The organism is Erwinia papayae, assembly GCF_058241465.1.
The window spans coordinates 20,658-39,751 of the sequence record NZ_JBZCHT010000016.1; the positions used below are offsets into that span (position 1 = coordinate 20,658).

Here is a 19,094-nt window from a genome sequence, read left to right on the forward strand (position 1 = left end):
AATTACATACCTCCGGAAAAGCGATAGTTATTCTGATAGCGATCGAGTAACCGTCCGGACAGTTGCTGACGCATGTAACCCATCTGACGCTCAACAACCATTAATGCATCCTGCTGTACCTGCACCCTGGACTGCATGATCGCCAGTTGACGGTTGGCGGTTGCCATGCTTTCCTGAACGGTTTAAGCGCGCTGTCCGGATAACTTTTACTCGCCAGCATAACGCGGGCCTGCTGCATCACTTCCTGCATGTACTGGATGAGAATGTCGAAGCTGATGTAATCCGAAAGCTGGTAGATAACCGAATCCGATACGCCCAGAGAGAGAGGATCAACGAGATAACGCAATACCGGAACAGAAGTGGACGTAATAAAGCCTTTTTCCTTTTCCGTCAGCGCTTCATCGGCATAGGCTTTACTGCCGATACTCTGCAACATCTTATTGACCTGACCGCTGAGAGAGTTCTCTGCGCTGATCGTCACTTCCCCTATTGTTGCCTTCAGGCATTCACCGTCATTGCAGGTATAGATTTTGGCCGTACCGCCATGCAGTAACGCATGGATCAGATCTTCATTTGTCGTCATGGCCGTAAGAGGCTGCGGCTTACCATCATCATCAAAAATGAGGGTGCCGGTAATACTCATAGCGAACTCTTTTAGCTCTTTGTTTCCGCTGAACACCTGATTTTTTTCCAGCGAGTCCCATATCAGGTTTTTGTTACGCAGCACCTGGTCTTTCATATCAGCCCCGGCTTTATTACTCATGTTTTTGTACTGCCCCCCGGTGCCGCAGCCCTGACGCGCTGCCGCCCAGTCCGAGAAGAAGTTGGAATCGCTGCCGATAGTCTGACAGACTGCGCTGGCGTTCTCCTGCGTTTCCGGCCACAGCCCGCCGACGATTGCCTCTTGCAGCCTGACAACTGCTCATATTTGAACTGTTAACATCGGACGCCAGTTTCTGAAGAAAATCTTTTGCTGATGCCAGTTGCGGGGTCACTGTCTTCAGGGCCAGGTCAAAGAACAGGCCAGGCGCGTTACTGAGGATCGACTTGGCGAACTGAATAAATTCGTCTTTGCTGATAAAGGAAAAGGAACCCAGAAACATATCAATACCGCCACAACCGGCGTTCAGGCTGGGTAACTGAAGTGACACCAGTTGCACATCCTTCGCAGAGGTCCGCGCATACAGCGCCCCGCCCGTGGCGTAGCCTGCCGCCTGTCCCTGCCAGACCTTCGGCGTGGTGGTATTCTGCTCATAGCCCAGCTTGCCAAAGAACTTGTTCATATCATCGTTAAGGCTGGCGTGTGCAACGGACAATGACAGACTGGCAGCCATGACTGAAAGCATTAATTTATTCATGCTGCTCTCCGTTACCGTTATCTGGCATTGAGCTTTCTTTTTGTTTTTTTCTCCGGTCTAAAAAAACAATAACCGGGAATAACAAAAAACCCATACCAAACGCCATCAGCACATCAGGAACAACCTTTGAAAGCAGATAAAGGTTATTCCTTATCCTCAGTTGCTCCGCACAGGCTGGATTGATTAACTCTCTCATCTCAAGAAAGAGAAACAACAGGAGAGCCAATGCTGAACAACAAAAAACGAATCCGAGCCAGAGGGATAAATGATTCAATCTGATTTCAAATTCATCAGGATGTTTATTTTTTGAAAGACTCATCGGGCATCTCCTTTATTGTCTGTATTCTCCATAGCAAAGCGCAGCACTTCGTCAAGCCTCGCCACAAAGGCTTCACGCTCACTTTCCCCCTGCTGAAGGGGGATAGGTCTTCATATTGTTGACGTTCACCAGAAACAGCGTAGGTGTGGCAATAGGCAGACCCTGCGCAAAGAATTCAGTGATCACCATCGGCGGGGCCGGAATTGCCTGCGGCCATGACGCATCGCCCCGACCATCCAGGGTGTAAGGAAAAACTGAAAAGCCGGTGTCTTTAGCAATAGCTTTCAGGACGGGATCGAAAGCATGGCAGTGTGGGCAGGAAGACGACATAAACAGCACAATTTTCCAGTCCCGCAGGTTCACCTGACGCCCGTCGCTCAGTCGGTGCAATAACGGTTTCACCTCCGTTTTAGTTGATACGCCGGTACTCTGCTGTGAGTGTTTATGAGCTTCAAGCCTGGCGATTTCATCCCAGGTTGTGGCGTTGACGGACGCACTGGCCGTGAGCGCAAGCAGAAGGAAGGGAAGTGCAGGAATACATCGCATAAATTCACCTGTATTAAAGAGTCGTTAAATCAGACTGTCGTGACGGCGGTATTCTCCGGACAGAACACGGCAGCGCCGGTGCAGCTATAAAGCACCAGTCTGATAATTAGGTTTTTATCGGCTCCGGGCCGGGGAGTCAGAATTTATTCTGGCTCAACGGCCCGGATGGCAAGCGAAGCGCGGCAGTCAGCGTCAGAACTAACCGGTATAAAATTAAACTGCGTTCATCCGGCTACAGGCTGGTCTATGAGGTTCTTGACGATCAAATCCTTCTGCTGGTTGTCGCGGTAGGCAAGCGAAACGACAGTGAAGTTTATCACCAGGCCGATATGCGCTGACCAGGTTAAAAACCAGGTGCGAAGTCGGTCGCCACCAGAAGGAACTGTGAGGCTAAGTCTTCCTGAGAATGGAAGCCATACGCCAGCGGCTGATAAGCCTCCGTGCGGGGGTTCACCAGAAAAAGCGCGGGATAATGCGTAATATGCATGGCCTCTGTCTGTCCGTTATCAGGCCGTGACCCCGGCAGTTCCGGCGCAATTTTGCCATCCACTGATACATAGATAAGATTGATGCCGTACTCCCTGACGAAAGAGCGCACCACCACGCCCATCAGCACATCTACCGGCTCTTTCCCCCGGTAGAAATAAAACAGCCCGTTATCCGCAGACAGCTTTTCAATGGCGTCTTTTTCTCGCTGACGCTGCATCGCCTGACGGGTACTGGCCGTTCCGTTGTAATGGCTGTAACGCAGGTTGTAATCCAGTTCGGGGAACTTCAGCAGCGCTTCTTTTGAGGACTGAGCAAACTGTGACGATTTTTCCGCCCAGAAATCCTGTAGCAGTTTGTACCGTCTGAAATTTTCAGCAGAAGGAAACATAATCGCCTTATCGAGCGCGGCCTTCGTCGCCGCCTGCAGTTTCTCTTTCAGTTCAGTGGCATTCTCTGGTGATATTACTGAGGGAGGCGGTGCTGACGGCTGGTTCGTCCTCGTCGGGTGATACCGGCTCGTTGTACCAAATCCAGCCCTGCGCCTCACTGTCGGGAAAGCCCCCAAGCCGGGTATCGCTGGCCTGGACGTTTCCCCCGATAAACCCGGCAGCAGCGAGCATCAGAAAACAGACCTTTCGCATCAGTGGCTGCTCCCCTGGTCAAACATGGCTTTCATCCGCTCTTTCATTCTCTCCATCTGACTATTATCAGCCGGAATATCGCTGCCACTGTTCAGGTCGTCATAGAAAGCGGAGAAGTCGACCCTTGAAAAGTCTATCTTCTGCAGCTCTTCAGGCGTAATACCCCGGCAGTCAGGCGAGCTGCCTGACCCGAACCCGATCCCAAGCTGCCATGAGCGCCCCTGTTGCTGGACTATCTGAGCCAGTTTGGAATCAAACTCACAGTAGCCGCGCTTTTTCTCAAGGCAGACCCCCAGCGCTTTCTTGCTACAGTATTCGCCGACATAGACGGTCAGCCGCTTTTCTTTCGCTTTACCCAGCGCCTTTTCTTCACTGCTGCAACTGGCAAGCCCCACGTCCTGCCCCCAGCCTGAATCCTTACAGCAGTTACTGAACCCGGCGGCAAACTTCTTGCAGGATATGCCCTTACCCGTGAAGATTTTCACATCGCTGCTGTTCAGTTCGGCCACGTCCTTGCCCGCTGCGGCGACCGCAGCCAGTTCCGATGCCGCTTTGGCGAACATATCGTTTTTGCCGTTGTTATCCAGCACGCAACTTCCGTCAGTACAGAAAAGTTCATCACCGCAGACCTGGCCTTCTCCTTTCATCTTCGTTTCACATGAATACGTGATGTTGGCGTGCAGGCAGGCTCCGTCGCCCTGATCCACACACTGCTGATTCACAACGTTGCAGGCCGCATTATGGATATAGGCCCCGCAGGTTCCCTCACTGTCGCTCTGGGTCAGATAGCTGTCACGGTACGCCCAGCAGTCCTGATGGATGGTGTAGTGCTTACCGTCCACAGTGACCGTTTTATCGCTGCCTGGCTCCGTGCATTCTGTGCCTGTCAGACTGCCCTCGGCTTTATTAAATGGACAATTTTCAGACCAGACAACATCAGGCACCCATGTATTAGCCAGAACCTGCACCGTCACTGTAACAGTCAACCGGTATTTCATATCCTGTTGATACCAGATCCTGGATATGGCCGGTTGGTTATTCCTGGTTCTGATTTAGAGCTCCAGAACCTGACCTTCACTTATTTTTAAGCCAGTTCCCAGCGACAGACTACTTTCACTGTCGTCCATTGAAATAAAGCCAAGTGGTGTTGTCACACGCCTAAACCTGTTAGGATTACCAAGTGCCAGATTCTTTTTCCATGAATATGTCGCGCTGGCTGTTAAAGCCGTTCCTCCCAGTGTTGAATTAAACGTCCCGTCTGAGCTGTTATCACCCGCAGCTGACTTACTGGATGAAGAGTCATCAGCGTCTGTTTTATTTCTGTCGCTTCTTCGTAATGACCAGATATAGTCGCGGTCCTGGTACAGTATTGCTGAACCTGCAAATCACGATCACAGACATAATTAGTGAAGACGCTCTTCTCGAATTCTTTGGATTCGCACAGTTTAGGATCAAATACCGTTTCAGCATTATTCTCGGCATTGCGGCCGTTATCCAGAAACGGGGAATCAGCCGTCACCATATCTTTCGGCTGCTTACTGACAGAGTCGGTGACGGCCTTTCCCCACTCGGTGCTGTTCAGCGTATTGCTACCCGGCGAGGTTAAATCAGTACCAGAACTTTGCACACCACCGTAGTACTTCGTTGCATCCGGGCTGCTGCTGTAGTCAGGCAGGTTATCCGCAGGTTTAAATGACTTAAAGGTATCAAGATCCTTTCCCTTCAGCCCCCTGGCGTAATCCATACCGCTGTTAAAGTCATCGTTCGCCGTGACCGGAAAGTTAACGATGAATCCCACCAGAAGCGCTGTCACCAGCCATAATGATTTCATTGCGCAGCCTCCTTCAGTGCCGCTTTCGCCACCGCTGCGCAGTCCCCACCTTCCGCAACCTTGCGCAGCAGGCCATCAATGCGGATATCGCCGGATACGCGGTCAAAGGTGTCTCCGCACGTCACAACCAGTGCCGGAACCGCGGTTATCCCGTACTGCCGGAAGGCTCTGGGGTTTATCTGAACGCCCCCTTTATTACTGCCTTTTGTCATTTCAAAAATTGTATTCGCCGTCTGCCGGAAATCGTTATTAATCATCCCGCGAATATTAACCGGAACAGCATACTGAGCGGCGTTATCCAGCATGACGGCAAGACCACTTCGGGGGATCGAAAACGACACAAAATACTGAATGGCCGGGTTGTGGTTTCTGTGCAGCCTGATATTGCATCTGCTGCTTATGCTGGAGACTATTGATGAAATCCATATTCTCCCTGGATACACCATTATTTCTTAATTGCTTAATAAAGTCCGGCACCTCCATTTTCTGAGCCTGAGCTTCAGCCGACTGCATCCGCTCAATAAAATCCCTGTCTTCTGATACCGTTCCGGCATGAGACAGGCAGGGGAAAACCGCCATCAATAATACAGGCAGGTATTTCATCGTTAATGCTCCTGTTCAGAGGAAGACGCAGTTACGCTTACGCCACATTAAATAACCGTAGTTTTTCTTGTCGTTGGGGGTGAGATGTCCTGTCTGCCAGGTCACTGTGCTCTGTCCGAAAGGATGGCAGGCCAGCGGGTCGGGTAACGTATTCACCATCTGATATCGCCAGCGGCTTTTGGGGATGATGGGCGAAGGGTACTCGAAACACACCGCCGTATCTGCGCCCACGCTCTCCATCACCAGACCTTCGCGGTGCAGCTTGAAGGCCATCCGCTCAGAAAGCAGCACCGACGACTGCGCAGGGCTGTATTCATTGGTGACTGTACCGGTAAACGGATACAGCGAGCCGTGACTCCCGGCACACCAGAACAGCGCATCGACGGGCTTCACCAGACTGGCGGCGGCATCTGCGGCACAGGCTCCCTGTGCAATAACATTACCGAACAGCGCCGCTTCAGGATTAATAATGAGAGACAGCTGATCGTCATTCCACATCGGATCAAGCTCGGTCAGATACCCGATATCCATATCCCCGCCCTGCAAACAGCCCACAGACGTAATAATGTTCAGCCAGGCTATTAGCGGATATTTGTACCAGTGGACGTGATAAAACACGTTTGGCACTTCATTATTTTCCTGCTCCCCCACTCCCAGGCCAACTTTACCGATATCCAGCTTAATACCGCCCATATTGACCAGGCAAAAAGGAGAGCGGGTGACATCAGTGATCGCCATAGGCTCCCAGAAGCCTATCGCCAGCCCGATACGGTAGAAAACGCCCATCGGGCATATCTGTATCGGGCTGGCCGGGTTTTCGGTATCAGCAACATTGCCCGGCGCAACCGGTATGCTGCCGATGGTTATCGGAAACAGGCATTCCCAGCAGATATCGGTGATCGGATTGACAAAATGACCATCGCAGGCGGCGGCTGACGCGCTGGCTCTGCCTGGCAGAAACAGCACAGCGCACAGCATTATAAGGGCTGTTGGTAATCTCACTTTCCGCCCTCCATCGCAAACGTATCTACCCGCAGACGTTTACCGTCAGCAGCAACGGTGACTCTGGCCGGAACGGCGTTAAGCTGAAACTTGCGGCTTAACGTGCCGTTCTGATCAAAGTAAACCTGAGCGTCAAGGCTTTCCCCACTGGTTTTAATGTTGCCGTTCACCAGGACAATTTTACTAATCACCGTGTCCGGCTTCTGCTGTTTCATCCAGTCAATCTGACGTTTATCGTCGCCGTCGATGAAGTAAAGGGTTTCCCGGAATGGCACATGCTCCAGTGGATTGATTTTGTCCCCTTTATGCGCGAAAACCACGCCCTTACCGTCAGCAATGTCTTTATCAACGGTAAACGTCGGGTCGATATAGTGGGTTTCGCTTTTATCGGCTAAGCGAAGCCCCGTTACCGGAGGTGGCCTGAGAATATGCGCTTTTACGCGCTCCTGAACGGCTTTCTGCTCACGGGCAAGCGAGCCATCAGCTTCCATCGATTTAAGCCGCTGCTGAATGAACGTCAGCATATCCTGTTCCTGAATGGGATAGAGATCGCCCCATGTTCCCAGGTCTTTAGCACCGGCGCTGCATGCTATCGCCAGTATCAGAAGAAGTGACTTTTTCATCATTGTCCTGCCTGCATTTTCCGGGCCACGTCCTGCTGAACATCGCGGGTGATATCTCTGGCACCACTGACTACAGCAGGCGTAACCAGAATCAGTGCGCGGTGTGATGCCTGCCAGTCCTCAATGCTGCGGTTAAGGTTTGAGGTAAAGCGTTCGGTCAGGGCGCGGCTGGTCGCTTCATCAAGATTTTTACGGGAAGACTGATCCATAAACCGGTCTATCGTCCCTTTCATATCGAACGTCACCACGTCAGGCGTTCGCCACTCAACCATCAGCGCCGAAATACCGGCATTCACTGCAATCAGCGCCACGGCCAGCAAAAGAGAACGGCCCCGGTGGCGTATCCGGCGTCTGGCCGGGGCCACAATACCGCGACGGATATCGTTATTGCTCAGAGTTCCCATGCTTCAAGCTCCTCCATTTCGTCCGGATAGTTGAGTTTTGCCAGTTCGTATACCGCATCGTGGATATCCCATCCCAGCGCCCGTTTTTCCTGGATAAACTCAAAATCGACGCCACGGGAAGAAAACATGGCCCGGCTCAGAGGATCAACGAACAGACGATGGAAGGAACTGACAGCCCCGATACGCAGCATAAATGACGAAAACCACTGCTCTTTCGCATCTCCGAAACGCTCGATGATCTGGCGTTCATAGTCGCTGAACTGGCTGGGGTTACGTTCACAGTAAGCCTTGAATTCAGCGGTATCCTGTTTAGCAACCACCTTGAAAGCAGAGTTACCCCAGGCAGCTTTTGCGGCTGAAGATGCATCGGGCGAATCAAAGTCTTTAATGTTCTGTGTGATGGTGATGAAGGAGCCGTTATGGCGACGAACAGTGCGATAGCCTGTTTCAATAAATGAGCCAACCTTCTGATTTTTGAAGTTAAGCAGTTTCCAGCCTTCGTCGATAGCGCAACATTTTTTCAGGTTACGCGGCGAACGATACATTTTGTCTTCGATATAAATGATGAGCGAAAACATCACCGCAACGAGCAGTGCGGGCCTTTCCTGCAAACTCCCCATTTCAAGGACAATCATCCGGGCATCTTCCTGAAGCGAGGGCTTATCGCTATTGAAGTAATCGGCATAAATACCGCCCGCACAGTATTTCCCCAGCAGCTTGATAATTTCATCAAAGCGGCGGGCGATACTGTCTGCCCCGTCCTTTCTTGCCTGGAGCACAGCCCCTTTCAGGAACGTCACCACATCATCAATATGTGCCGCATTCCCCTTTGCCTCCCAGGCATACATCACGCCTTCGAGCAGCAGATCTTCGTGGATTTCATCGAGGTTTCCGTCCGGACTCGCCAGCACAGAGAGCTGATCCCGGATACGCTCACCGGAGCGGGTGATATCCGTGACGTTAGCGAAGGGGTTAAACGACAGTGACGAGGCATCGATGTAAGTCCCGCCCATGTTCTCGCAGAACGACTTATAGCCATCGCCCATATCGAATACCCAGACCAGCCCGCCGCTGTCCAGCACACTGCGTAAAATAGGCTGCACCAGACCAGTCTTACCCGCTCCCGATGTGCCGGTCACGCCCATGTTGTAGTTGGTATTCCCCATGCCTTCACCAAAGATATCCAGAAAGGCAAGCTGATTGCGGTAACTCGGTGCAAGAAGTCCCTTCTGACACAGGCGGTTGTCAGCAATCACCGGCATAAGGTTAACAGCCTGAATACTTTCACACCGGTTAGTGGCTCCGGAAACCTTCAGATCGCTCCACAGCCCCTCGTGAGCCATAAATGGCAACATCGACATCCAGTTACGGTGCTGCATATATTGCGGGGCATAAAGTTCAAGTCCGTTTTTCTTAAAGGTGTTAATCACCTTTTGCTCGCAGGTCAGCGCTTCACTGTCATCATCGCGGCAGAAAACCGTAATATTGAAGTAGTGCCTGACCAGACAGCTTTCATTTGACAGAAGGCGGCTTCGGATTGACTCCCATTCGTTGCGCTGGTTGATCAGATTTGGCAGAAGTTTTGCCAGTGAACCTTTGGATTTGCTGTCCAGATCGAGAAATTTACGGTTAGCCTCCCCCTGTGCCGCAACCTGATCTTCCGCTTCAACGGTGAAAGTGAGAACAAAGGGAAAAGGTATACTTAAATCTGGATTAAGCAGATTGCTGATATTGTCCCCCCCCTGCCACAGCAGGAACATGTCGGGGTTGCCATCAAGCATAAAATTCATGGCGCGGGACGTTTTTACGCTGCCCGCTTTTTCAGGCAATGTAACGACCAGTTTTTCAGGATAAACATCAAAATCAATGCCGTTCTCAACGCACTGGAAATGGAGGTCGTCATACTCATTCACTTTCACTTCCGGGCGGAAAAGCTGATCGCAGCGAAAGTTCACAAGACCACTGACAAGACTGACCAGCCCTTCCCGGTTAACAATTTCGGTATACAGTTTCGCGGAATCCAGCGTTGCCCGGACAACTTTCATCAGGTGAGAAAGACTTGTCATGGTTGATGCCCGGTTACTTTTCTTTTTTACCGCACAGGCGATATAAAGAGAGTAATTACGCAGGGTCAGTGGCAGTCCGGTTGGGGTGCGAAAACTGTTACGGGCGGCCTGCTGATAATAGGCACGGGTAACAGCATTAAATTTATCAGCCTGTTTTCCCTGCCAGGCAAAATCCGACAGACCATAATCCAGTTCTTCACCGATGACCTGACTGGAGACAAGATGAAAGCTGACAGGCGTTTTACGGGGTAGTTTACTTTTCACCAGGTCATTCAGCACATCCACAATATGCTTATTAGCCCCGATGAGCGGCACAGCCTTCAGTAAAAATCCAGCCGTGCTTTTATTGATAAACAAACCTGTTTCATCATCAAATTCCCGGTAGGGAAGCAGGTTTGATAGCTGAGGGTAGGTCAGATTTCCCAGAGAACGGTTGGCATCAGAAACGCCACCAGGCGATTTAATCGCATTCTGAATCCGGGAAATAGTCTGAGTGAAAATATCTAAATTACTCACTGGCGCCATTCTCCTGGTTTAACGACAAATGACAGCAGCCCTGGCTCATGGAAGTTATCCTGACCATCCACCCAGGGTGCGACCCATACTTTCGCTGTCGCTTCTGGTGTTCTCACTGGAGGGCGGAGAAACGATACACCCTGCACCGAACGGGTAAGAGGAATGCCCGCACCGACAGGTTTAGCCAGGGCGGGCAACAACGCCGCACCCGGCTTTACTGCTGCCGCCTTAGCCTTCTGACGGGCCATATTGTTTGCAGCATCAATGGTCATACAACTGTCACTGGAGGTGGCGTTACATTCAAAATCTGATTTAGCACCAGCACACCCTGTAAGCAGCACAACACCTGCCAGTAAAGGCATAATTAATTTATTCATTATTTACTCGCTATTTTCCGGGAACAGATAATGGGCCGTTGAGGGCATCAGCAGACACAATATCGCCAAGTTTAAACTTTTTAATATCGTTGATTGTATTTTGCGTTTCGTGACCTACAGCACTGGCTGTTTTTTCCAATGCTGACTCTGATTTTTTCTGTTTCGCTTTTAATGCCTCCGCAATAGTCTGTATCTGGAATCCATCATTAAACACCAGTGTGACCTCATTACCCGCACCAATGGGAATGACCGGATGATATTGTTCAGCGCGTTTAATATAATATTCAGAGAGCGTTTTGGCCGCCTCACTGGTGCCTCCACCTATGCCGCTTTTCATGATGTCCCCGGCCCCCGGAGAAGCCGTCGCTCCCACACCCACGGTGGTTGACCCGGCACTTTCAATACCTTTGCCAATCCCGCTGAGGAAACCAGCCCCCCAGGCAAAGCCAAGCACCTTACCGTTACGCATGACCACTTCACCCTTAATGCCGTTTTTCCCCATAAAGGAAACATGTCCTTTAATTTCCTGGTCAATAATGTCTTTCCCGATGTTACAACTGAGTTTTCGCGTCCTGACCTCAGCACGTTCACTGGACACATCGCCGTAAGCCTCCAGCGTGACAAAGCAGCCGGTAAAATCTGCCTCGCGGTCATTAGGCATCTGAATTTTACCCGTTAACCGTAACTGCATCGGGGACGTATTCTGTGAACCAGTAACAGCAGCGTTGGCATCCGCCCCTTCTATCACGACTGACTCGGCATAACTTCCGGAAGGGATGTAGGGGAAGTGAAAAGAGGGTTCCTGAACCGGCTGACTGAACGTCTGCCTGCGAAGTCCATTCTCACGTGGCATGACCATTATCTGCCCCGGGGGGGCATAGCCCATCCCACCGTACCGGGAATTATTTTGCCCCCCCTGCACAGGGGGGGCAGCGTTAGAACCAGCATCGGTTTTACCTGCGTTACCCGTACCAGTATTACCCTGACTGCCCTCTCCTTTATTGCTGGTCATTGCCTGGACAAGACCTGAATTGGTTTGTTGCAGATCCGTAAGCTGTTTTTGCAGACTGACGTTGTTATCCGATAACGCCCTGATTTCCCGCTCCATTGATTTAAATTTTTCATTTACCTCCTTGCCGACACGCTGTGCTTCCGTTATGGCATTCTGCTGAACCTTATCATCGAAAGTGGCATTAACCACTCCCGTCATATCCGGGGCGGGTTCACCGGGCGGCGGGGATGAAACCTGTCTTTTGGCCGCAGTGAGATACCACGCCCCCCCGCCGCCGCAAAGTCCCAGCACAACCACGGCCACCACTATCGCTATCTGCTTCTTTTTGGCCTGAATATTGACGTTTTTCACTGGCTCACCTCCAGGTCACGGATCAGATAAAGCGAAACCGTTGCTCCGGCAGGTAATACAGCAGAACGGGGCCAGAACATGACTGACCGGACACCATGTCCCACATAGTCATGTTCATTAAGCGTGAGTCCCCAGGTATTCGGGTTAGTCAGGCGGTATTTTTCAATCCGAAGATTACCGCCATCCCATACCTGAAGGCGTTTTGCACTGACCGGCGCTGCCAGACGAGTATCCCGCTCCTGATTATCAACCAGTGAATAACCATCAGGCATGGCCCCGGTAAGTACACCTTTGTTGAGGGCAAGCAGAAGGGATTCATAGGGAGTCTCTTTTTCCCAGGCTTTAGCTGACGGATGAACCACAGGGCTGAGTGGTGAAATACGGTATACTCTGCCCTGTCCTTTAACCGGCGTGGCCCTGACAGAAAATACCTGCCCGGACTCCGTCTCGACGATGAAGGTAAAAGGTTTATCGGTTGCAACACTGAACATCACCGCACCATTTCCGGTTTTCTCCGGATCGGGTACGTCACTTTCCTTACTGGTTAACGCAGTGATTCTGTCTCCCTGAACCATCAATACATTGGCGCTGTCCCTGCTGACAGACACGGTGAAGGTGCTGCCATTCTCACCGCGAAGCTCTGCCGGGCCGGTGCTGGCAAATACCGTATTAACAGCCATCAGGCACAACAGGCCGGGCACCAGGATAACGCTATTTCGCTTTCGCATCGTCCACCTCCACAAATCTCTCAATGCTGGTAACACCGGCCCGATAACTGAGTTGCAGCCTGTAATGTTTGATCTCCTCCAGCGGCTTGCTGTTACCTATCCAGGTTTTCAGTACTCCGCGAATATCAACCATACTGGCCGAAGGATAGACACGAATTGATGTGTGATAAAACGCGGATGTAACGGCGTTTTCCTTAATCCTTTTGGCTTCAGCAGCAAGAACCGGCGCGAATTTTTCGCGGGATTCAGCCCTCACATAAGACAGAAGAAATGCATGGGTCATATCAACGGTTTCAGGTGATACATTAAGCCGGAGAGCGAGAAAGGAGAGTCCCATCATCTGAAGGTAAGGTGCGCTGGCTTGGCTTTCAGACACAACAAACGGCGCATCAAATGCCATCGGTACGACAATCTTCTCACGCTTGTTAACCAGCGCCCGGTTTGTTACCTCCAGATAAATATTGCTGGTAAGTGAAAGTGCAAGGAAAAACAACAATCCGACAATAAAGTAGCCAACGACTTTATTACCGGAAACTTGAGCCTTAACGGACATAATTACCGCCTGTTATTTTATCCATTTCCGAAAACTGGAGTCAGGTATTACTTTATAAACGACACGAAACAGCTCAGTTGGTAAATACCAGTAGAGCATATTGTAAAGCCACATACTCCCCCGTCCTCTTTTCAGCCAGCGAATAAACAGCCACATGGTGATGCCATAGATCAGCCCACCTAATGCATGTTTGTAGTAGATTGAAATGAGGAACGGGGGAACAGTTGGAATAAACTCATCCAGTGGCATGCCGATTATCCGCATCTGATCCCCTAACGTTTTCGGGAAACGATACTTTTTCAGTTCATCTCCCGATTCCATAACGACCTTTCCTTATCCGATAATGGCGAAAGTAACATTGATAAACACGGACAGAACGATGATGCCACCAAGAATTTTGAAGTTTTTGGTTGCAACATAGGCCAGAATCGCCATCACGACCTCACCAATCAGGAGCCATGTCATCAGGGAAGAATCCTTTCCGAAGGTGGCTTTGACCGTGGTATCACCCACTTTAAGAAGGTCATCATCCGCAAAGCAGCCATGCATCATGGCAAGGAACAACGCAGAGGCAAGTGCAAACATGACGACAAGATGCATCATCTTTTTGCGGGTCAGGTTACCGTTAAGAGAAGATAAAGCACTGCTGTTTTTAATTGAAACTTCCATTATTTTATTTCCTTACGTTATTAAAAAACAAGGTTGTTACAGAAAGCAGAATGCTTCCTGTAAAAACATTGTCTTAAATAATCAGGGGAAGATTTTTCTTCCCCGAAAAGAAAGTGTTCTCGCGGAGAGTTTAATTTTTGAGACTGCGGGAAAGTAATCGACAATTCCTCTCTGATATTTCGACTTCGTGGAGTAATGATACAAGTTGGGTAACTGGTGTCTTCTTATTATGCCACGCCCGGCGATAGGCTATTTTCATCGCAGCCAGTTTAATCATAGCTTCCCGTAATTGGCTAGTTTGCGGAGACATAATAACCTCTAAATGTTCTTATCCTTTTTCGTTACGAATAGACAGATCTTTCAAAATTGACACTCTTGCCGAATCACTAAAATTATCAATTAAATACTGAACAAGAGTACTACTTCGCACCGTATATCCCGCTTCAAAACTTATCTCACGAGCTATTTTATCCATTAATTGATATCGGGCATTGCCAATGTAAACCATAGCAGTAGAAGGTGGCTTACCTATTTTTTTCATACTTTAATAACCCTAAAATGTTAATGTATCACTCTCTTAGAAATGACAGTAGCTTTGTGAATTCAGCCATTCTTTCATCTGAAGATCTAAGCTTAACGATATCCTGTATCTTGAGAATTAATGCAGGATGTACATTTATACAATCTACTGACCCATCATCGTTATTTAAAGCTTTAGCTTTAGCGCACTCGATTGCTGAAATTACATCTGGAGAGACAACACAAGGTTCAGAACCAAATCGCACAAAACCGATTGCACCAGGCACTTGACAGATAGTAGTGGTATGTAAATGGTTTACGTCGAAAGAAAGGAAAAGATAGTTATTAAAAAGAGGTTTTTCTTTAAGCCTGACAGAGTGGCAGTCCGTCCGAAGTTGAACTTTAACCATTGTTGGTTGGTATACCTCGACACCAAGTTCATTCAATCGTCTGATAGTATTTTTAAATCCGGATTTACAATACAGCAAGTACCAGCATTTCACGGCTCCTCCTGCTAAAAACAAAATCTCGCCCATTTTTCGCCGTCTATGAACGGAGAAAAATTGAATAAAGGATCAGGTTTAGTGTAGATTATACTATAACACACAAATGTGTTTTTTCAACAAAAAAACACATTATTGGTGGAGCAAGTGTCCTCAGATGCCCAAGCACAATAACTTCTCTAGTAAAATCATAGAATTATCCAGTAGAATCCTGCCCAACGTTAAGAATAAAGAGGTCAGAATTGCCAGTCTGACGGATGAAAAACCCGGAACTATCAAAAACTGGCTCTTCAAAAACGCGCTTCCACCTGAGAAAAAAAAACTAAAAGTTGCAGATCGCATGGGGGTTTCAAAAGAGTACCTATACAGTGAAGGCTCCATTCCTGAACCACCTATGGCGATTTACGACCCAGAAATTAATGCATTCATTATCCCTTTGATTTCTGAGGATAATTTATATAACATAGCGACCAGAAAGACCCCCACTCTCGTTATCGAAAGATATATATTGAGCATAAAAGCTTCTGTAAAAGAAAAAATTAAATTAGTAGAGACAACGTATTGTTTTGAAGTAAAAGATCTAACGTTTCCCCCGTTCATTTTTGAAGGGGACGTAATTGTATTCAACCAAAATTTCTGCGGAGTCAAAGATTTTAGTTTATTCATAAACCAAAAGAAAATTGAGATAGGGAGAATTGGAAATGCCGGGAATGCATATATTAATAAGGATGGAATGGATTTGAAGGCAGGTAATAACACATTAATACTGCCTATAATTTTAATTATTAATGATGGAGTAAAGCGATGATAAAACGGATGTTTAAGATTCTTGATAAACTCTTTGGAGAAACTATAAAATCTGAAGCTAATAGAATATACCTACCAATATTCTTCACAATAATCCTATGCATGACAACAGTGTTCTTCTTTGATCATGTCACTGTCGATTTTTTTGGGAGACCATTGCATTTTTCAGTAGGATTAATTGTTTTTCCACTAACTTTTACGCTATCTAATATCATTCAAGACCGGTATGGTCGATTATTTACAAATACAGTTATCAGATATGCTTTTATTGCCGATTGTATCTTTGTTTTCTGCGGATACGCACTCACATACATAGGTAATAGAGAAGATTACTTTTCTGTTTTCAGCGAAATACCAGTGATAATGGTATCTACATTTTTCTTTGTATGGTTGAGTAACACAATTAACATAGTTACATTTTCAATTTTACAGAAGAAAAAGGTAAACGATTTCGCTAAGTATTCTATTGCCGCGATCTTTGCTGAGAGCAGCGTTAGCATGATATCAATACCACTGATGATGTATAAAAACAACCTATCAGGAGGTGCATTATTATCAGTGGCAGTTGTTGTTTTTTATAAGATAGTTGTTACTTTATTACTTTCTTTCATTGTCTCACTTCAAAGTTACTTGAGAAACCGCCATCTATAACTAAATCAAAACCGGTAATGAAGTTATTTTTTAACAGCATATCAACCGCAAGAAAAACATCCTCAACTGAGCCACAATTTCCGGTAAGATAGGTACTACTATAATCAGGAAGCTCTCCATCATATTTTTTTCTAATTAAAGGGGTATCGATTGTGGCTGGAGAAACTGAGTTAATTAAAACCCCAGGAGAGCATTCAACAGCAGCTACCTTTGTAAGGTTAACAATGGAAGCTTTTGCGGCACTATATGCTAACATATTTTTACAACCAAACATTGCTGTAAAACTAGCGATGTTAACAATTTTACACGGTGTATCACTTTTCATTTCATTCATCATTTTTATCTCTTCTCTTAAAGATAAAAATGTTGGAATAAATATTTCTTCCCATGAATTAATTAAATCATACTTCCCGAGATTAACTATTTTTTCTCTTACCCCTGAAACACCAGCACAATTTACAGCAAATGTGTATCCACTCAAACCGCTAAATACTCTAGTTACAGAGTCTTCATCTGATAAATCACAAATCACTTGGTCTATTTCACAATTCAATTCATCTGAAATATTTTTATCAATCCCGGTTACGGAGAACTCTAGATCATGAAACCTGTTAGCCAGATGGTATCCTATCCCGCTCGCATGTCCTGTAACAATAATTTTATTTTTCACATTAAATCCTTATTTTCTAGAATGACAATAGTTAGGTTAGAATGTAACGATGAAAGCATATTTATTCATGTAACAACAAATCCTTTTTTTAGAGTACACAATACATCTTGCTTTGAACCCCAAAGAATACATATCTCAAAAATAGATCAGGTATATGATAACCTCCAAAAATCACAACAAGACTTGATCTATGTCATTCATTTTTTATGGAAAAGAAGATTAATCAAGAGAGAAAAAATAATTTCTGGTGGTAATATTACTCTTTTCTATTCCAACAAAGATTACATTTCATTTAACATTTCTAAATTTTCACAATGTATATCTAAAGATATGACTCATGAAATCATAAACATGATAATTGGAAAGCTTGTTCAAAGCCCATAATTATAACATCACTTTCATATCTTAAGCAGAAAATCCAACATTTCACTTGGCTTCCTTATTAAAAAGTGAAGCCAAGTCATTATCAAGCTTCTCTCTAATTTGTAATTTAACATTATCATAATTAAAGAATTCTATACCCTTAACTTCATTAATGCTACCAACCATTTGAAGAAGTATAGTTGAAGCATAAGAAGTTTTTAATATATTCTCCAGCAATACTTTATTGAGTACGGCAGAATCTGTTAAAACATTACCATCACCCGCACTTTCAATTTCTTCTTCTTGCTCCTTTTTCTGCTGAAATTCATAAACTCTTAACCCAATATCCAGTAACATTGCAGCAACGGAAGAAACGTTAGCTTCGGTTCTGTCAGCACCATCTTCCTTTTTTGCATCAACGATAGACTGTATTCTTTTATAATTATTCTGAGTTATGTAAACCTGCGCTCTTGGCATTTCGACCACCTTATCCATAGTTGAGTTAGAGTCTGGTTTTATTTTAAACAACACGCGGGCAACTAAAATCAGACTCTTAAAGGAGGCTACATAGAACTTTACTAGAGTTCAATAGGACTATAACAATATAAAATCAGAGTCCTGATAGAGTCCTGCAAAATAAAATCAGCGAATAAGTATCTGATTTATATGTAATAGTTTTACAAGACTCTAATGAAGACTCTTAAAGGACTCTGTATAGACTTCACTGGGAGTCCCTTTCTATGAGGCATTTGTAAGTAAAACAGAAATCCCACAGGCTAACTCATTGTTTATAAAGCAACTTGCAGGATTTTTAAATCCTGCCTCAGGTGTGGTGACTACGGGAAAAGAAGCAGGTTAGATCTATCATCGGGCACAATCTGATTCACTACCTGCCTGGAAATTGCGTTTCTGACATTTGACGGGGCAATTAAATTCGAGGGGAAAGGACAAAGAAAAAGCGGGGAAAATCCCCGCTTTATTTAGATATCATAACCCTTTAAGTAATCCAGCCACCAACGTAGCTCATCCCATTCTGTGGCTTTTAATGCCGGTATCTTTACTTCCCATCCCTTTACAAGGGAATCAGCAATAGCTATTATCTGCTGCATTGACATTTGAACGTCCTCTATATGTTTAGTGTCATAGGTATCAGGCTGTTCCAGCAACCTGATACCTCTCCAATCAAATCTTTTTTTCCTCTCTGGTTAATGCTGATATTATTTCATTTTTGGCCTGCTCCTGCTCTGCCGGACAATATGCAAAATCAAACCAATTTTTCACATTACTGATAACCTGCTCGTTATTGCACCCACAGCTTTCAAACCAGAATTTCACATTGCGTTTCAGGGAAGCCACTGCGCTAAATTCTCTTTCCATTGTTCTGCTGTTCTCTCCGATAGATGGAGGGGCATCCCCCTCCCTTTAGTTTCAATAATAAGAAGTAAAGCGGTGTTTTTTGCCCGGTGATGTTTTATAAGCAGTTTCAAAATCTT

At 46.8% G+C, this 19,094-nt stretch carries 25 protein-coding genes and 3 pseudogenes; 3 read left to right on the forward strand and 25 right to left on the reverse strand.

Translation table 11 applies throughout. The features are described 5' to 3' along the window. Positions 1–2: 2 nt before the first annotated feature. The 3 genes and pseudogenes from traH to trbB all read right to left on the reverse strand — a co-directional run bounded on the left by traH (position 3) and on the right by trbB (position 2,223). Positions 3–1,358, reverse strand: a pseudogene (gene traH, locus AC3RPL_RS26970) (conjugal transfer pilus assembly protein TraH). Further along, positions 1,351–1,677, reverse strand: a complete 327-nt coding sequence (locus AC3RPL_RS26975) for a hypothetical protein (protein WP_490742227.1) — start codon at positions 1,675–1,677, stop codon at positions 1,351–1,353. Before AC3RPL_RS26975 ends, traH begins: the two are co-directional and overlap by 8 nt. Beyond that, positions 1,674–2,223 (reverse strand): annotated as a pseudogene (trbB, locus tag AC3RPL_RS26980) (type-F conjugative transfer system pilin assembly thiol-disulfide isomerase TrbB). The gene AC3RPL_RS26975 and the pseudogene trbB overlap by 4 nt, the downstream one beginning before the upstream one ends. A 197-nt stretch (positions 2,224–2,420) precedes the next feature. On the opposite strand from trbB, the pseudogene AC3RPL_RS26985 reads away from it, so the two are divergent. Then, positions 2,421–2,561 (forward strand): annotated as a pseudogene (locus AC3RPL_RS26985) (type II toxin-antitoxin system RelE family toxin); the annotation flags it as partial. A 5-nt stretch (positions 2,562–2,566) separates the two neighbouring features. On the opposite strand, the gene traF reads toward AC3RPL_RS26985, so the two are convergent. The 18 genes from traF to AC3RPL_RS27075 form a co-directional block, all read right to left on the reverse strand. Beyond that, positions 2,567–3,175 (reverse strand): type-F conjugative transfer system pilin assembly protein TraF, encoded by a 609-nt coding sequence (gene traF / locus AC3RPL_RS26990; RefSeq protein ID WP_490742246.1) that lies wholly within the window; start codon positions 3,173–3,175, stop codon positions 2,567–2,569. Next, complete coding sequence (locus AC3RPL_RS26995; protein WP_490742249.1) at positions 3,153–3,353, reverse strand: histone H3 family protein; 201 nt, start codon at positions 3,351–3,353, stop codon at positions 3,153–3,155. The genes traF and AC3RPL_RS26995 overlap by 23 nt, the downstream gene beginning before the upstream one ends. Further along, positions 3,353–4,339, reverse strand: a complete 987-nt coding sequence (locus AC3RPL_RS27000) for a conjugal transfer protein TraN (RefSeq protein ID WP_490742228.1) — start codon at positions 4,337–4,339, stop codon at positions 3,353–3,355. Before AC3RPL_RS27000 ends, AC3RPL_RS26995 begins: the two co-directional genes overlap by 1 nt. A gap of 233 nt (positions 4,340–4,572) precedes the next feature. After that, a complete protein-coding gene (locus tag AC3RPL_RS27005; protein ID WP_490742229.1) occupies positions 4,573–5,184 on the reverse strand; it encodes a hypothetical protein in 612 nt (203 codons plus the stop codon). Then, positions 5,181–5,489: a type-F conjugative transfer system pilin assembly protein TrbC gene (gene trbC, locus AC3RPL_RS27010; protein ID WP_490742230.1), complete on the reverse strand. Its 309-nt coding sequence runs from the start codon at positions 5,487–5,489 to the stop codon at positions 5,181–5,183. The genes AC3RPL_RS27005 and trbC overlap by 4 nt, the downstream gene beginning before the upstream one ends. Further along, on the reverse strand, positions 5,479–5,787 hold the full coding sequence (locus tag AC3RPL_RS27015) for a hypothetical protein (protein WP_490742231.1): 309 nt from the start codon (positions 5,785–5,787) through the stop codon (positions 5,479–5,481). The genes trbC and AC3RPL_RS27015 overlap by 11 nt, the downstream gene beginning before the upstream one ends. A gap of 15 nt (positions 5,788–5,802) precedes the next feature. Next, complete coding sequence (gene traU, locus AC3RPL_RS27020) at positions 5,803–6,765, reverse strand: conjugal transfer pilus assembly protein TraU (RefSeq protein ID WP_490742247.1); 963 nt, start codon at positions 6,763–6,765, stop codon at positions 5,803–5,805. A 20-nt stretch (positions 6,766–6,785) separates the two neighbouring features. Then, positions 6,786–7,412, reverse strand: coding sequence for a type-F conjugative transfer system protein TraW (gene traW / locus AC3RPL_RS27025; protein WP_490742232.1), 627 nt, complete (start codon positions 7,410–7,412; stop codon positions 6,786–6,788). Beyond that, on the reverse strand, positions 7,412–7,816 hold the full coding sequence (gene trbI / locus AC3RPL_RS27030) for a type-F conjugative transfer system protein TrbI (protein WP_490742233.1): 405 nt from the start codon (positions 7,814–7,816) through the stop codon (positions 7,412–7,414). The genes traW and trbI overlap by 1 nt, the downstream gene beginning before the upstream one ends. Continuing rightward, positions 7,804–10,407: a type IV secretion system protein TraC gene (gene traC, locus AC3RPL_RS27035; protein WP_490742234.1), complete on the reverse strand. Its 2,604-nt coding sequence runs from the start codon at positions 10,405–10,407 to the stop codon at positions 7,804–7,806. The genes trbI and traC overlap by 13 nt, the downstream gene beginning before the upstream one ends. Then, positions 10,395–10,775, reverse strand: a complete 381-nt coding sequence (locus AC3RPL_RS27040) for a TraV family lipoprotein (protein ID WP_490742235.1) — start codon at positions 10,773–10,775, stop codon at positions 10,395–10,397. The genes traC and AC3RPL_RS27040 overlap by 13 nt, the downstream gene beginning before the upstream one ends. 10 nt (positions 10,776–10,785) lie before the next feature. Continuing rightward, the gene (gene traB / locus AC3RPL_RS27045) at positions 10,786–12,138 is read right to left on the reverse strand and encodes an F-type conjugal transfer pilus assembly protein TraB (protein ID WP_490742236.1); all 1,353 of its coding nucleotides are present in this window, start codon (positions 12,136–12,138) and stop codon (positions 10,786–10,788) included. After that, on the reverse strand, positions 12,135–12,866 hold the full coding sequence (gene traK, locus AC3RPL_RS27050) for a type-F conjugative transfer system secretin TraK (RefSeq protein ID WP_490742237.1): 732 nt from the start codon (positions 12,864–12,866) through the stop codon (positions 12,135–12,137). Before traK ends, traB begins: the two co-directional genes overlap by 4 nt. Beyond that, positions 12,850–13,419, reverse strand: a complete 570-nt coding sequence (gene traE / locus AC3RPL_RS27055) for a type IV conjugative transfer system protein TraE (RefSeq protein WP_490742238.1) — start codon at positions 13,417–13,419, stop codon at positions 12,850–12,852. The genes traK and traE overlap by 17 nt, the downstream gene beginning before the upstream one ends. A gap of 12 nt (positions 13,420–13,431) precedes the next feature. After that, positions 13,432–13,740: a type IV conjugative transfer system protein TraL gene (gene traL, locus AC3RPL_RS27060; protein ID WP_261643172.1), complete on the reverse strand. Its 309-nt coding sequence runs from the start codon at positions 13,738–13,740 to the stop codon at positions 13,432–13,434. Positions 13,741–13,752: 12 nt separating this feature from the next. Continuing rightward, the gene (locus AC3RPL_RS27065) at positions 13,753–14,088 is read right to left on the reverse strand and encodes a type IV conjugative transfer system pilin TraA (protein ID WP_490742239.1); all 336 of its coding nucleotides are present in this window, start codon (positions 14,086–14,088) and stop codon (positions 13,753–13,755) included. 328 nt (positions 14,089–14,416) lie between these two features. Beyond that, on the reverse strand, positions 14,417–14,629 hold the full coding sequence (locus AC3RPL_RS27070; RefSeq protein WP_490742240.1) for a hypothetical protein: 213 nt from the start codon (positions 14,627–14,629) through the stop codon (positions 14,417–14,419). Positions 14,630–14,657: 28 nt separating this feature from the next. Next, entirely contained in the window at positions 14,658–15,143 is a 486-nt protein-coding gene (locus tag AC3RPL_RS27075) for a transcription termination/antitermination NusG family protein (protein ID WP_289347124.1), read from the reverse strand. A 124-nt stretch (positions 15,144–15,267) separates the two neighbouring features. Here AC3RPL_RS27075 and AC3RPL_RS27080 point away from each other — a divergent pair, with 124 nt between their 5' ends. Both AC3RPL_RS27080 and AC3RPL_RS27085 read left to right on the forward strand, forming a co-directional pair. Beyond that, positions 15,268–15,918: a hypothetical protein gene (locus AC3RPL_RS27080; protein ID WP_490742241.1), complete on the forward strand. Its 651-nt coding sequence runs from the start codon at positions 15,268–15,270 to the stop codon at positions 15,916–15,918. Positions 15,919–16,019: 101 nt separating this feature from the next. Continuing rightward, on the forward strand, positions 16,020–16,568 hold the full coding sequence (locus AC3RPL_RS27085; protein ID WP_490742248.1) for a VUT family protein: 549 nt from the start codon (positions 16,020–16,022) through the stop codon (positions 16,566–16,568). Here the strand turns inward: AC3RPL_RS27085 and AC3RPL_RS27090 are convergent. The 4 genes from AC3RPL_RS27090 to AC3RPL_RS27105 form a co-directional block, all read right to left on the reverse strand. Next, entirely contained in the window at positions 16,525–17,238 is a 714-nt protein-coding gene (locus tag AC3RPL_RS27090) for an SDR family NAD(P)-dependent oxidoreductase (protein ID WP_490742242.1), read from the reverse strand. The genes AC3RPL_RS27085 and AC3RPL_RS27090 overlap by 44 nt on opposite strands. Before the next feature lie 426 nt (positions 17,239–17,664). Continuing rightward, positions 17,665–18,078 carry a relaxosome protein TraM gene (locus tag AC3RPL_RS27095; protein WP_490742243.1) on the reverse strand — a complete coding sequence of 138 codons (414 nt, stop codon included), beginning with the start codon at positions 18,076–18,078 and terminating at the stop codon, positions 17,665–17,667. Between the two features lie 503 nt (positions 18,079–18,581). Next, positions 18,582–18,716, reverse strand: a complete 135-nt coding sequence (locus AC3RPL_RS27100) for a hypothetical protein (RefSeq protein ID WP_257789149.1) — start codon at positions 18,714–18,716, stop codon at positions 18,582–18,584. A 67-nt stretch (positions 18,717–18,783) separates the two neighbouring features. After that, positions 18,784–18,978 (reverse strand): hypothetical protein, encoded by a 195-nt coding sequence (locus tag AC3RPL_RS27105; protein ID WP_006122336.1) that lies wholly within the window; start codon positions 18,976–18,978, stop codon positions 18,784–18,786. Positions 18,979–19,094: the final 116 nt, after the last annotated feature.

Coding starts and splice junctions, on each gene's coding strand:
- AC3RPL_RS26975 (WP_490742227.1), bottom strand. CDS start 1,677: ATGAGTCTTTCAAAAAATAAACATCCTGATGAATTTGAAATCAGATTG.
- AC3RPL_RS26995 (WP_490742249.1), bottom strand. CDS start 3,353: ATGCGAAAGGTCTGTTTTCTGATGCTCGCTGCTGCCGGGTTTATCGGG.
- AC3RPL_RS27005 (WP_490742229.1), bottom strand. CDS start 5,184: ATGAAATCATTATGGCTGGTGACAGCGCTTCTGGTGGGATTCATCGTT.
- trbC (WP_490742230.1), bottom strand. CDS start 5,489: ATGCTGGATAACGCCGCTCAGTATGCTGTTCCGGTTAATATTCGCGGG.
- AC3RPL_RS27015 (WP_490742231.1), bottom strand. CDS start 5,787: ATGAAATACCTGCCTGTATTATTGATGGCGGTTTTCCCCTGCCTGTCT.
- traU (WP_490742247.1), bottom strand. CDS start 6,765: ATGCTGTGCGCTGTGCTGTTTCTGCCAGGCAGAGCCAGCGCGTCAGCC.
- traW (WP_490742232.1), bottom strand. CDS start 7,412: ATGAAAAAGTCACTTCTTCTGATACTGGCGATAGCATGCAGCGCCGGT.
- trbI (WP_490742233.1), bottom strand. CDS start 7,816: ATGGGAACTCTGAGCAATAACGATATCCGTCGCGGTATTGTGGCCCCG.
- traC (WP_490742234.1), bottom strand. CDS start 10,407: ATGGCGCCAGTGAGTAATTTAGATATTTTCACTCAGACTATTTCCCGG.
- AC3RPL_RS27040 (WP_490742235.1), bottom strand. CDS start 10,775: ATGAATAAATTAATTATGCCTTTACTGGCAGGTGTTGTGCTGCTTACA.
- traK (WP_490742237.1), bottom strand. CDS start 12,866: ATGCGAAAGCGAAATAGCGTTATCCTGGTGCCCGGCCTGTTGTGCCTG.
- traE (WP_490742238.1), bottom strand. CDS start 13,419: ATGTCCGTTAAGGCTCAAGTTTCCGGTAATAAAGTCGTTGGCTACTTT.
- traL (WP_261643172.1), bottom strand. CDS start 13,740: ATGGAATCGGGAGATGAACTGAAAAAGTATCGTTTCCCGAAAACGTTA.
- AC3RPL_RS27065 (WP_490742239.1), bottom strand. CDS start 14,088: ATGGAAGTTTCAATTAAAAACAGCAGTGCTTTATCTTCTCTTAACGGT.
- AC3RPL_RS27070 (WP_490742240.1), bottom strand. CDS start 14,629: ATGAAAAAAATAGGTAAGCCACCTTCTACTGCTATGGTTTACATTGGC.
- AC3RPL_RS27075 (WP_289347124.1), bottom strand. CDS start 15,143: ATGGGCGAGATTTTGTTTTTAGCAGGAGGAGCCGTGAAATGCTGGTAC.
- AC3RPL_RS27080 (WP_490742241.1), top strand. CDS start 15,268: ATGCCCAAGCACAATAACTTCTCTAGTAAAATCATAGAATTATCCAGT.
- AC3RPL_RS27085 (WP_490742248.1), top strand. CDS start 16,020: ATGACAACAGTGTTCTTCTTTGATCATGTCACTGTCGATTTTTTTGGG.
- AC3RPL_RS27095 (WP_490742243.1), bottom strand. CDS start 18,078: ATGCCAAGAGCGCAGGTTTACATAACTCAGAATAATTATAAAAGAATA.
- AC3RPL_RS27100 (WP_257789149.1), bottom strand. CDS start 18,716: ATGTCAATGCAGCAGATAATAGCTATTGCTGATTCCCTTGTAAAGGGA.
- AC3RPL_RS27105 (WP_006122336.1), bottom strand. CDS start 18,978: ATGGAAAGAGAATTTAGCGCAGTGGCTTCCCTGAAACGCAATGTGAAA.